This is a genomic window from Pseudomonas sp. P5_A2_2 (genome assembly GCF_054177685.1).
Genome location: NZ_JBGCUL010000068.1, coordinates 1 through 11893, shown reverse-complemented (window position 1 = coordinate 11893; position 11893 = coordinate 1). Strand labels below are relative to the sequence as shown.

Below are 11893 nucleotides of genomic sequence, written 5' to 3'. Positions count from 1 at the left end.
GTATTACCAGTATCAGCACTATCTGACGTTTTTTGTCACCTCACCCTTGCTGGTTTGGCTCCGTCGTTTGACTAGGCTATAAGAGCAACTCAACCGGATTACCCAGGACTGAACATGGCGGTCAAGGCAGCGAAAATCAGCGTGTATGCATGGGAAGGCATCGACCGCAAAGGCACAAAAGTGACCGGCGAGCTCAGCGCTCAAAACCCGGCGCTGATCAAGGCGAAACTGCGCAAGCAAGGCATCAGTCCGGGTAAGGTCCGCAAAAAAAACCCTTCGGTTTTCAACATGGGCAAGCGCATCAAGGCCCATGACATTGCCCTGTTCACCCGGCAAATGGCAACGATGATGAAGGCCGGCGTGCCGTTGCTGCAGTCGTTCGACATCATCGGCGAAGGCTTCGACAATCCGGCCATGCGCAAGCTGGTGGATGAACTGAAACAGGAAGTTGCGGCAGGCAGCAGCTTCGCCGCCGCCCTGCGCAAGAAGCCCCGGTATTTCGATGAGCTGTATTGCAACCTGGTGGATGCCGGCGAGCAGGCCGGTGCCCTCGACACCCTTTTGGAGCGGGTCGCGACCTACAAGGAAAAAAGCGAAAGCCTCAAGGCCAGGATCAGGAAAGCCATGACCTACCCGCTGGTGGTGGTGTTCGTCGCGGCGATTGTCACCGGGATTCTGCTGGTCAATGTCGTGCCGCAGTTCGAATCCGTGTTCAAAGGCTTTGGCGCCGAACTGCCGGCCTTCACCGTGATGGTCATTGGCCTGTCGCAATTCATGCAGGCCTGGTGGTGGGTGGTCCTTGGCGCGCTGATCACCATGGCCTTCGGCGTGCGCCACGCCCTCAGGACATCCAAGGCATTGCGTGACCGGATGGACACCTGGCTGCTGAAACTGCCGCTGGTGGGCACCCTGATGCACAAGTCCGCCGTGGCCCGGTTCGCCCGTACACTGTCGACCACTTTCGCTGCCGGCGTGCCGCTGGTGGAGGCCCTGGAATCAGTGGCCGGCGCGACCGGCAATGTCGTGTTCAAGCGCGCGGTATTGCGCATCCGGCAGGACATCTCGACCGGCATGCAATTGCATTTCGCCATGCGTACCTGCGGCGTCTTTCCGAACATGGCGATACAAATGACTGCCATCGGCGAAGAGTCTGGCACCCTGGACGCCATGCTCGACAAAGTCGCGGGGTTCTACGAAGACAACGTCGATAACATGGTCGATAACCTCACCAGCCTGATGGAGCCGTTCATCATGGTGGTGCTGGGTGTTATCGTCGGTGGACTGGTAGTTGCCATGTACCTGCCCATCTTCCAACTTGGCTCAGCGATCTGACATGCCCTTGAATGAAATTCTGATTCACTCTGCGCTGGCCTTTGTCCTTCTCGCAGGCCTCATTGGCCTGCTGGTCGGCAGCTTCCTCAATGTCGTGATCTGGCGCCTGCCGAAAATGCTCGAACGCGACTGGCGTGAGCAGGCCCATGACATTCTCGGGCTGCCTGGCGAAACGCCACTACCGACCTACAACCTGTTGCTGCCCCACTCCCAGTGCCCGCACTGCGGTCACCGAATCCGCGCCTGGGAAAACATCCCGCTGCTCAGTTATGTGTTTTTGCGCGGCCGCTGTTCAGCCTGTGCGGCAGCAATCAGCCCGCGCTATCCGTTGACCGAACTGGCCTGCGGGCTGTTGTCGGCGTTTGTTGCCTGGCACTTCGGCTTCGGTTGGCCGGCCGGCCTGATGCTGATCCTGAGCTGGGGTTTACTGGCGATGAGCCTGATCGACGCCGAACATCAGATATTGCCGGACGTACTGGTGCTGCCGTTGATATGGCTGGGGTTGATCGTCAACAGTTTCGGCCTGTTCGTGTCGTTGCACGAGGCGCTTTGGGGAGCGATYGCCGGTTACAGCCTGCTGTGGTCGGTGTTCTGGCTGTTCAAGCTGATCACGGGCAAGGACGGCATGGGCTACGGAGATTTCAAGCTGCTGGCGATGCTGGGCGCTTGGGGTGGCTGGCAGATTTTGCCGCTGACCATCCTGCTGTCCTCGCTGGTGGGTGCCATTATCGGGCTGATGCTGCTGCGCTGGCGCCATGCAAAAACCTCGACGCCAATCCCTTTCGGTCCCTATCTGGCCATTGCCGGCTGGATTGCGTTGCTCTGGGGTGGTCAAATAACCGACCTCTATTGGCAGTCTGTCGGTTTGAAATGAATAGCCCTGTGGAAAAACCCTGGATTCTCGGCCTGACCGGCGGCATCGGCAGCGGAAAAAGCGCGGCCGCCCAACACTTCATCGATCTGGGCGTGCATGTGGTCGACGCCGATCATGCCGCTCGCTGGGTAGTGGAACCCGGCCGTCCGGCATTGGCACAAATCGCCGAGCACTTCGGCCCCCGCGTGTTGCAGGCCGACGGGCAACTGGACCGCGCCGCGCTACGCAAACTGATCTTCGAAGTGCCTGAAGAACGCCGCTGGCTGGAGGCCCTCCTGCATCCGCTGATCGGCGAGGAGATCGCTCACCACCTGGCGCTGGCAAAATCGCCTTATGCGATTCTGGTTTCGCCACTGCTGATCGAGTCCGGGCAATACGCCATGACCCAACGGGTGCTGGTGATCGATGCCCCCGAACAATTGCAGATCGAACGCACCCTGCAACGTGACCAGACCAGCGAACAGCAAGTCCAGGCGATCCTCAAGGCCCAGTCCAGCCGCCAGGATCGCGTGAGCCATGCCGACGACGTCGTGGTCAATGACCGCGACCTTGCCTGGCTGCACAGCGAGGTCGAACGCCTGCATCACTTTTATCTTTCTTTGCGTGGAGGCCAGTCATGAGCCAACCAACAACTGTCGAATGCCCAACCTGTGGCGCCCCCGTGGAATGGACCGCCGAGAGCAAATTCCGGCCATTCTGCTCCGACCGCTGCAAACTGATCGACCTGGGCGCCTGGGCGTCCGAAGAGCACAAGATTCCAGTGCCTCCCGATGCCGAGGACGAGATGTTCAGCGGCGACTTCGACCCGCGTCATTGATTCCGACCGCGGCGATTTCAGGCTTTGATCCGCATCAAGGCTTGGGATCGTCGTCTTTCCAGGGTGCCGAGAGGTAACGGGTGCGGTTGAACGTCTCCAGCCATTCCGGACAAAACACCACCAGCGCACTGACGATCATGCCGTTGATAAACGCTTCGGGAAAAATGATCAGCCACAGATATCCGACAAAATCCTCCAGCCAGTACGGCATGGCAAAACGCTCGTCGAACCATAACAACCAAAGCGCCAGCAGCAGGCATAGCAACGCCGACAGCGCGGCGGCAAAGAATCCGGAAACGAAGATATACACGAAGGGATTTCGCGGCTGCGCGCGCTCCACCAGAATGGCGCAGCACTCGGTGACCAGCACCGGCAGCGCAATCAACAGCGCGCCATTGACTCCGACCGCCACCAGGTCCTGTCGACCGAGCAACACCAGCCCCGTTTGCGCCACCAGGCCGCCAACCAGCGCCAGCGGCCAGTCCAGCAGCAGGGTCACCGCCGTCATGCCAATAAAGTGATAAGACACGCCGGTATCGAAGTCCCGCCGCACCAACCACAACAGAAACAGCGCAAACACCGTTCCAAACAGCAGATGCTGACGACGGCTGTCGGTGAACAGCTCAACCCACGGCGCGCGACAGATCGCCCAGATCAACACCGGCACATAGATCAGCCAGCCGACCGCAAGGGTTTGCGATGACAGCAACTCTGCACCGATCATGGCTACGCGCGTCTCCCAGGCGAAGAACAACAGACACTCAGTCTACACCGCCGCTCGCCTGCCCTTCGACTTCAAGCCCAATGCCGCGGATCGTTCATCACCGCGTCATGTTCGGCGAACAGCTTCGGTAGCTCGGACTTGAGAAAGTCCACCCAGGTGCGGACCTTGGCATCGAGAAAGCGTCGCGAAGGATACAGCGCATACACATTGCGTTCGCGCAGGCGCCATGCAGGTAACACGCGCAGCAAAGTGCCGTCGCTCAAGGGCCGCGTCGCGGTGTAGAACGGCAGCAGGCTGATGCCCATACCCGCCTCCGAAGCCTTGACCATCGACTCGGCAACATTGCACTGAAATGTCTTGGCCGGGCTGACGGTGTGCTCGCCGTGCTCATCCTGGAAAAGCCATTGATCGCCGTACAAGGGGTCGAGCATGCGCAGACATTGATGATCGCTCAGCGCCAGCGGCTGCTGCGGCACGCCCCGGCGGTGCAAGTAAGCCGGGGAGGCACAGGGCACGCTGTAGATCTGCCCGACGGCCTGCGCAACCATTTGCGAGTCGGCAAGTTCCGGAGCGATCGAAATCACCACATCGTGCCCCTCCTCCAGGGGCTCGGGATTGCGCTGCGACAAGGTCAGCTCGAACACCACATCGGGATAAAGCTCGCTGTAGCGGGCGATCAACGGCGTGAGCAGCACACCCAGGCCGTTCATGCTGTGCACCCGCAGGCGTCCGGCCGGCTTGATATGAGCGCCACGGGCCTCGGCCGTCGCCTCATCCATGGCTTCGACGATTTGCCGGCTGCGCAGCAGGAAGCGCTCGCCGGCGTCGGTCAGGCTCAAGCGCCGCGTGGTGCGTTGCAGCAGACGCGCCTGTACATGTTCCTCCAGATCCGCCACCAATCGGGATACCTGCGCGGTCGACAGATCCAGCGCATCGGCAGCCCCGGTGAAACTGGCGCAGTCCACCACCCGGATGAACACGCGCAAGTTGTTAAGCACATCCATAAGCCCCCCTCGGGCGATGACTGTTACGTTTTATGTAAGGCTGCATCCGCCGTTCGCCCCTTTATCCGTCGGTGGCAAAGACTAAAATTCAGACATCAGAACCGACACGGAGCACGCCAACATGAAAACGTTGATCAGCCTGTTGCTGACCGTCATCGCCACCTCAGCCATGGCCGCTGACAACGAGCCCCTCGCAGTCCTGTACAAYCCGGCGCAGCCACTGGACATCGCCAAGGTGGTTTCTGTGTCGGACACCGCGACCGCGTGCGGGGTTGTACCGGCGACCATGGTGTATGTCGATCATCAGGGCCAGACCCACCGCGTGACCTACAACGTCATGGGTGATTGCACCAGCAACCTGTGATCAATGGCTCATAGCACGGTCCACGTGTAGCTGAGGATCAAGCGGTTCTCGTCGATATCACTGCGGTAGTTTGAGCGCGCCATCGCATTGCGCACGCGAATGCCCAAACCTTTGAGGCTGCCGCTCTGCAACACATAGCCGATGTCCAGGTCACGCTCGCGATCCTTGCCTTCGAAACCCTTTCCGGTATCGACATTGTTGCCGCTGATGTAGCGCACGGTACTGGTCAGCCCCGGTACGCCGAGCGCCGCGAAGTCGTAGTCGTAGCGCGCCTGCCAGGAACGTTCATCGGTGAAGGCGAACTCGTAGGTCGGCACTTCGTTGCCCAGCGGCGAGATGTTGGCAAACACCCGTGGGAACGCACTGTCACCGAACATGCCCTGATAGCCGACGTAAAACGTATGACCGCCACGCTTGGCCGACAGCAACGAGAAGAACGCCTGGTTGTCGATATTGCCCAACAGCTTTTTGCCATCCTCGCGGGAATCGAAGTAACCGAGATTGGCGCCGAGGATCCAGTCGCCCACCGGTTCGCTGTGCTTGAGGCCCAGAAAGCGCTGGTTATAGATGTCTTCCAGTTGCCCGTACCAGGCACTGACCGAGCTGCGTTTGTCGTTGAAGGCATAATCGGCGCCGGCAAAGTTGAAACCGTCACTGCTGACCTGGCGCTGCGGCACATGACCGAGCATGGCTTGCATCTTTTCGTCGCCGGCCTCGTTGCGCAGGCTGGTCGAACTCAAGTGACCGCCCTGCAGGGTCAGGCCATTGATCTCGTTGGAGGTGATGCTTACGCCCTGATAACTCGGCGGCAGCAAACGAATATCGCTGAACACCAGCACCGGCAAATTGGGTTGCAACTCACCGACTTTCAGCTCGGTCTTTGAGTAACGCATCTTCAACGCGCCTTCCAGACGGCTGTAATCGTTCGCCGCGCGGCCGTCGCCCTGCACCGGCAGCAAACCGGTATTGACCCGGTCCGGGGCGCTGTCGAGCTTGAGGCCGAGCAAGCCGATGACATCCACACCAAAGCCGACGGTGCCTTGGGTGTAACCTGACTTCACATTGAGAATGAAACCCTGGGCCCACTCTTCAGCCTTCGATTGCTGATTGGCACCGACGATGTCGGAATAGTCGCGGCTGAAGTAGTAATTGCGCGCTTGCAACGTCGCGGTGGCGTCTTCGACAAAGCCGGTTTCAGCCGCCATCGTGCCCGTGGAAAAACTCGAGACGACAGCCAGGGACAACGCTGAACCGGTTGTTGGGAGAATCTGTTTCATCGTTTTTCTCTTATTGTTATTGATCGACTGGTTGAAGGACTTCAGTTGCAGTGGATTTGCGACGGGGAACGGAACGACGGGCGCTCAACAGCACATGGGTGACCATGCCGAAAATCAGCCCCCAGAACGCCGCGGACAAACCGAACAACGACATGCCAGAAGCCGTGACCAGAAAGGTCACCAGCGCGGCTTCACGATCGCTCGGCACCGCCATCGCTCCCGTCAACGCACCGGCAATGGCGGCAAACAGGGCCAGCCCGGCCAGCGCCGCGATCAACTCTTTGGGGAACGCTGAAAACAGCGAGACCAGCGTGGCGCCAAAGATCCCCAACAGCAGGTAGCAAAGGCCGCCGACGACCCCGGCCACGTAGCGCTTGCGAGGATCTTCGTGGGCTTCGCGACCGGTGCAGATCGCCGCGGTGATCGCCGCCAGATTCAGTCCATGGCAACCAAACGGCGCCAGCAATGCCGTGCCCAGCGCGCTACTGGCGATGATCGGGCTCGCCGGCGTTGGATATCCGCTGGCGCGCAGCACCGCCATGCCGGGCACGAACTGACCGGTCAGCGCCACCATCACCAGCGGCAAGGCGATGTTCAGGATCGCGCCCAGGCTGAACTCGGGCGTGATCCACATCGGCGTGGCCAGACCGATCACCAGCGCTTCACAATGCAAATCACCGKTGAACGCGGCAATCGAACAGCCCACCAGCAGCACCATCATCACCGCATAACGCGGCATCACACGCTTGCAGATCAGGTAGCAGGCAAACATTGCAAGGACCAGCAACGGCTTGTGCTGCATCGACACGAACAACCCGGTGCCGAAACTGAACAGGATCCCCGCCAGCATCGCCGCCGCGATGGCGGCGGGCAGCTTGCTGATGATCCGGTCGAAAGCCCCCGAGATGCCAACCACGAAAATGATCAGGCTGCTGACCAGATAAGCCCCCACCGCCTCTGCCAGGGAGATGTCCGGCAACAGCGTCACCAGCAATGCCGAGCCAGGCGCCGACCAGGCGATGATCACCGGAACGCGGTAGCGCAGGCTCAAACCGATACCGAGCACGGCGCTGCCAATGGAGATCGCCCAGATCCAGGACGACAACACTTCCCGCGAAAGATGCGCCGCTTCGGCCGCCTGAAAGATGATCACCAACGGGCCCGCATAGGAAATCACCGTGGCGATGAATCCAGCCACGGCGGCTGACAACGAGAAGTCCTGGAAAAACGCTTTCATGATTCAGGCACCGGTCGCTGACAACGCTGGGTTGAGGCCGGCAGCGCTGCGTCGGCTGCTGATGGCGAACACGGTCATGGCCAGGGCCGCCACCGCACCGGGCAAAGCAAACGCCATGAAGTTCAGTTGCAGGGGCAAGCTGATCCCGAGCAAGGCACCACCCAGCAGCGGACCGACGATGGCCCCGTTGCGCCCGATGCCCGACGCCCAGCCCAGGCCGGTAGAACGAATCGTCATTGAATAAAACTGCGCAGCGCAGGCGTACAAGAGAATCTGCGAGCCAATGGTGGTGGCACCCGCAATGGCGATCAGCAGGTACAACACCGGCATCGGGCTGTTGAAGCCCAACAGAGTGATCGACACCGCCGCCATGGCGAAAAACACCGACAGCACTTTCGGCAGATTGAGTTTGTCGCCCAGCACCCCGCCACCAACCGCGCCGAAGATCGCCCCGAAGTTCAGCACCAGCAGGAACGACAGGCTCGAACCCAGGCTGTAACCGGCGTTGGCCATCAGTTTCGGCAGCCAGGAACTCAGCGCGTACACCATCAACAGACAGCAGAAAAACGCCAGCCACAGCATCAGCGTGCGTAGCGCACGGCCTTCACGGAACAACTGCAACACCGGAGTGCCCGTGCCTTTCACTTCGGTCATGTGCAATTGATCGGACGCTTGCGAGACGTAGGCCGGATCAATCCGCTGGAGAATATTGCGCGCCTCTTCATTGCGCCCCTGACGCAACATGAAGCCCACCGATTCGGGCAGGAAATACATGATCAGCGGCAACAACAGCAACGGCAGGACCGCCACGTAAAACACCGACTGCCATCCAAAAATCGGGATCAGCACAATGCCCAGCCCGGCGGACAGCATGCCGCCCACCGAGTAACCGCTGAACATGATCGCGACCAGCGTGCTGCGGATTTTTTTCGGCGCGTACTCGTTCATCAGCGCCACGACGTTAGGCATCACGCCGCCAATGCCGAGCCCGGCAATGAAGCGACAGAGGCCGAACTCGGTGGGGTTGCGGGCGAAACCATTGAGCACGGTGAAGCCACTGAAAAGCATCACGCAGATCGTGATGGCCTTCTTGCGGCCGATTCTGTCCGACAGCGGACCGAAGAACAGCGCGCCAAACATCATGCCGAACAGTGCATAGCTGCCCAGTGCACCCGCTTGCAAAGGACTGAGCCCCCACTCTTTCATCAGCATCGGCAAGACCACGCCGTAGATCACCAGATCGTAACCGTCGAAGATGATGATCAGGGCACACCAGAACAGCACCATCCAGTGAAAGCGGTTGAAACGAGCGTTGTCGATAACCTCATGTACGTCGATCTTGCGCATGGCATATATCTCTTGTTGTTGTTTTTTTAGAGCGTCGGTATCACGGCTTACGTCCGTACAGCCGAGGGTAGAGGCGCCCGATATGTGGCAATAGCCAGTGCGCGCAGATCACTATCCGTTTTGTGCAGAGCCCTGAAACGGGCATGGGAACGGGAGGTATCGAGCCTCTGCGACAAATTGTCTTCTTTGCGATCACATTTGAACGCTAAGCTTGGGCCTATGGATGACTCAGATTATTTACGCCTGCTGACCATCGCGGCCGAGCAAGCCAACGCGTTCCTGTCCAACGCCCGCAAATGGGAGCGTGAGCGTTGGGTGTGCCAGCGCCTGCTGCAAGGCTTGAACATTCCCTATCGCGCCGATGAGTTCGCCCCCGCAGGGGAGCCGCCGGATGTGTTGTTTCGCGATGCCAGTTTCGAGGTGTTCTTCGTGCTCGACGAGGGCCGGCGCCTCAACGATGAATGGCGCGACGAACTGCAACGCCGGCGCAGCGCGTTTTCCCTGAGCCAACTGGTGCGCCGCGAGGCCAAGCCACGACGTATCCCCGCCAACGAGTTCTTGCTGCGATTGGCGCCGACCTTGCGCAAAAAAGCGCACAACTACAAAGAGCGCGGCATGGATCTGGGTGAGTTGGACATCATTGCCTTCGCCAGCCTCAAACGCGAAGTGCTGGACCTCAACAGCCATTTCCCGCCACCGACCGAATACCTGCGCCAGGGCTGGCGTTCGCTGTCGCTGGTCGGGCCGACCTTCGCCCGCGTGCTGTTCGCTCACCCGGATGCGCCGGATTTCCTGCGCAGCAACCTGGGACGCAGCATTGTGTTCGACGTCGGGATCAGCCTGTGAGCCTCGAGCCTTTCCCCGGTCAGCAGCTAAGCTTCGTTCACAGCTGAATAATTTCCCTGTAGCTTCCACACATTCAGCAACGTCTACCCCTGACGAGGCCCGATATGACCAGCCGCCTKAACCCCGACGACCAAAAGCATGTCGAAGAGTACCTGCAGTTGTCCCAGCACCAAGTCGAGCGCCGGCCTTTCCGGCCGTGGATGCTCCTTGTACTGGTCTTGGCAGTGACCATTGGTCTGGGCTTGTTGAGCCGACTTATCAGTTACCTGACGCTATGAGCCGCCTTGCGCTCGCTTGGGTAACCGTACCGATTTCCTTTAGCCTTGCGAGTTATCCCCATGTCCCATCGTATTGTCATTGTCGGCGGCGGCGCCGGCGGTCTGGAGTTGGCTACCCGTCTGGGTAAGACTCTGGGCAAGCGCGGCATAGCCAGCGTGATGCTGGTCGACGCGAACCTGACCCACATCTGGAAACCGTTGTTGCACGAAGTGGCGGCCGGTTCCCTGAACTCTTCCGAAGATGAACTCAACTATGTCGCCCAGGCCAAATGGAACCACTTCGAGTTCCAGCTGGGGCGCATGAGCGGGCTCGATCGTGCGCAGAAGAAAATCCAGCTGGCCGCCACCTATGACGAAGCCGGTGTGGAGCTGGTGCCGGCCCGTGAAGTGCCTTACGACTCGCTGGTGATCTCCGTCGGCAGCACCACCAACGATTTCGGCACCCAGGGCGCGGCGCAACACTGCCTGTTCCTCGACACTCGTAAACAGGCCGAGCGTTTCCACCAGCAACTGCTCAATCACTACTTGCGCGCCCACGCCGGTCAGACCGACAAAGTCGAGCAAATCAGCGTGGCCATCGTCGGCGCCGGTGCCACCGGGGTCGAACTGGCCGCTGAACTGCACAACGCCGCCCATGAATTGGCGGCCTATGGTCTGGACCGGATCAAACCGGAAAACATGCACATCACCCTGATCGAAGCCGGACCACGGGTGCTGCCGGCGCTGCCGGAACGGATCGGCGGCCCTGTGCATAAAACCCTGGAGAAACTCGGGGTCAACGTCATGACCAATGCGGCCGTCAGTGAAGTGACCGCCGATAGCCTGATCACCGCCGACGGCAAAGTGATCAATGCCAGCCTCAAGGTCTGGGCCGCCGGGATTCGGGCGCCGGGTTTCCTCAAGGACATCGACGGTCTGGAAACCAATCGCATCAACCAGCTGCAAGTGCTGCCGACCCTGCAAACCACCCGCGACGAGAACATCTTCGCCTTCGGCGACTGCGCGGCCTGCCCGCRGCCGGGCACCGATCGCAATGTACCGCCACGGGCGCAGGCCGCGCACCAACAGGCTTCGTTGCTGGCCAAATCGCTGAAACTGCGCATCGAAGGCAAGGCACTGCCGGAGTACAAGTACACCGACTACGGCTCGCTGATCTCGCTGTCGCGTTTTTCGGCTGTGGGTAACTTGATGGGCAACCTCACCGGCAGCGTGATGCTCGAAGGCTGGCTGGCGCGGATGTTCTACGTGTCGCTGTACCGCATGCACCAGATGGCGCTGTACGGGCCGTTCCGCACGGCGATGCTGATGCTGGGCAGCAAGATCGGGCGCGGGACTGAGCCACGGCTGAAGCTGCACTGATATAAAACTGTGGGAGCGAGCTTGCTCCGGGCGGCGTTCCGACGATGGCGTCCTTTCAGTCGATATCAATGTCGCCTGATACACCGTCATCGCGAGCAAGCTCGCTCCCACAGGGTTTTGCGACACGTCCAAGATTTTCGCAGACAAAAAAAATCCCCGTATCTTTCGATACGAGGATTTTTAATATGGTCGGGGTAAGGGGATTCGAACTCCTGACATCCTGCTCCCAAAGCAGGCGCGCTACCGGACTGCGCTATACCCCGGTAAAAAAAAGGCACCTTTAAGAGGCGCCTTCTGCGAACAGAGCTTTTGGCGTCTGATCTTGAGATTCGATTCCAGTGTTACCTGGTTTCAAAAATGGTGGGTCGTGTGGGATTCGAACCTACGACCAATTGGTTAAAAGCCAACTGCTCTACCAACTGAGCTAACGACCC

General features: G+C 59.9%; 13 protein-coding genes and 2 tRNA genes. 8 read left to right on the top strand and 7 right to left on the bottom strand.

Features of this window, described 5'->3' with window-relative positions:
- The first annotated feature begins 114 nt into the window (after nucleotides 1–114).
- Genes ACXRVY_RS08195 through yacG form a run of 4 tightly spaced genes read left to right on the top strand, consistent with a single transcriptional unit; the run spans nucleotide 115 to nucleotide 3023 of the window.
- Nucleotides 115–1332 carry a type II secretion system F family protein gene (locus tag ACXRVY_RS08195; protein ID WP_223463671.1) on the top strand — a complete coding sequence of 406 codons (1218 nt, stop codon included), beginning with the start codon at nucleotides 115–117 and terminating at the stop codon, nucleotides 1330–1332.
- A 1-nt stretch (nucleotide 1333) separates the two neighbouring features.
- On the top strand, nucleotides 1334–2206 hold the full coding sequence (locus tag ACXRVY_RS08190; RefSeq protein ID WP_223463672.1) for a prepilin peptidase: 873 nt from the start codon (nucleotides 1334–1336) through the stop codon (nucleotides 2204–2206).
- Nucleotides 2203–2826: a dephospho-CoA kinase gene (gene coaE / locus ACXRVY_RS08185; RefSeq protein WP_223463673.1), complete on the top strand. Its 624-nt coding sequence runs from the start codon at nucleotides 2203–2205 to the stop codon at nucleotides 2824–2826. Before ACXRVY_RS08190 ends, coaE begins: the two co-directional genes overlap by 4 nt.
- A complete protein-coding gene (yacG, locus tag ACXRVY_RS08180) occupies nucleotides 2823–3023 on the top strand; it encodes a DNA gyrase inhibitor YacG (RefSeq protein ID WP_218432541.1) in 201 nt (66 codons plus the stop codon). The genes coaE and yacG overlap by 4 nt, the downstream gene beginning before the upstream one ends.
- A gap of 34 nt (nucleotides 3024–3057) precedes the next feature.
- Here the strand turns inward: yacG and ACXRVY_RS08175 are convergent, their stop codons facing one another.
- Both ACXRVY_RS08175 and ACXRVY_RS08170 read right to left on the bottom strand, forming a co-directional pair.
- On the bottom strand, nucleotides 3058–3747 hold the full coding sequence (locus ACXRVY_RS08175; protein ID WP_223463686.1) for an energy-coupling factor ABC transporter permease: 690 nt from the start codon (nucleotides 3745–3747) through the stop codon (nucleotides 3058–3060).
- 71 nt (nucleotides 3748–3818) lie between these two features.
- Nucleotides 3819–4751: a LysR family transcriptional regulator gene (locus tag ACXRVY_RS08170; protein WP_223463674.1), complete on the bottom strand. Its 933-nt coding sequence runs from the start codon at nucleotides 4749–4751 to the stop codon at nucleotides 3819–3821.
- A gap of 121 nt (nucleotides 4752–4872) precedes the next feature.
- Here ACXRVY_RS08170 and ACXRVY_RS08165 point away from each other — a divergent pair, with 121 nt between their 5' ends.
- The gene (locus ACXRVY_RS08165; protein WP_223463675.1) at nucleotides 4873–5115 is read left to right on the top strand and encodes a DUF2790 domain-containing protein; all 243 of its coding nucleotides are present in this window, start codon (nucleotides 4873–4875) and stop codon (nucleotides 5113–5115) included.
- Between the two features lie 8 nt (nucleotides 5116–5123).
- On the opposite strand, the gene ACXRVY_RS08160 is transcribed toward ACXRVY_RS08165, so the two are convergent.
- From ACXRVY_RS08160 to ACXRVY_RS08150, 3 genes are read right to left on the bottom strand one after another with little or no spacing between them, the layout of a single operon-like run.
- A complete protein-coding gene (locus tag ACXRVY_RS08160; protein ID WP_223463676.1) occupies nucleotides 5124–6392 on the bottom strand; it encodes an OprD family porin in 1269 nt (422 codons plus the stop codon).
- Between the two features lie 16 nt (nucleotides 6393–6408).
- Nucleotides 6409–7629, bottom strand: a complete 1221-nt coding sequence (locus ACXRVY_RS08155) for a benzoate/H(+) symporter BenE family transporter (protein WP_458237226.1) — start codon at nucleotides 7627–7629, stop codon at nucleotides 6409–6411.
- A gap of 3 nt (nucleotides 7630–7632) precedes the next feature.
- Nucleotides 7633–8976, bottom strand: coding sequence for an aromatic acid/H+ symport family MFS transporter (locus ACXRVY_RS08150; protein WP_223463678.1), 1344 nt, complete (start codon nucleotides 8974–8976; stop codon nucleotides 7633–7635).
- A 219-nt stretch (nucleotides 8977–9195) separates the two neighbouring features.
- On the opposite strand from ACXRVY_RS08150, the gene ACXRVY_RS08145 reads away from it, so the two are divergent.
- The 3 genes from ACXRVY_RS08145 to ACXRVY_RS08135 all read left to right on the top strand — a co-directional run bounded on the left by ACXRVY_RS08145 (nucleotide 9196) and on the right by ACXRVY_RS08135 (nucleotide 11459).
- Nucleotides 9196–9822 (top strand): DUF1780 domain-containing protein, encoded by a 627-nt coding sequence (locus tag ACXRVY_RS08145; protein ID WP_007970534.1) that lies wholly within the window; start codon nucleotides 9196–9198, stop codon nucleotides 9820–9822.
- Between the two features lie 104 nt (nucleotides 9823–9926).
- Entirely contained in the window at nucleotides 9927–10100 is a 174-nt protein-coding gene (locus ACXRVY_RS08140; RefSeq protein WP_007970531.1) for a DUF3094 domain-containing protein, read from the top strand.
- A 60-nt stretch (nucleotides 10101–10160) separates the two neighbouring features.
- A complete protein-coding gene (locus tag ACXRVY_RS08135; RefSeq protein WP_458237225.1) occupies nucleotides 10161–11459 on the top strand; it encodes an NAD(P)/FAD-dependent oxidoreductase in 1299 nt (432 codons plus the stop codon).
- Nucleotides 11460–11645: 186 nt separating this feature from the next.
- Here ACXRVY_RS08135 and ACXRVY_RS08130 read toward each other — a convergent pair.
- Nucleotides 11646–11722, bottom strand: a tRNA-Pro gene (locus tag ACXRVY_RS08130).
- Nucleotides 11723–11817: 95 nt separating this feature from the next.
- A tRNA-Lys gene (locus ACXRVY_RS08125) sits at nucleotides 11818–11893 on the bottom strand.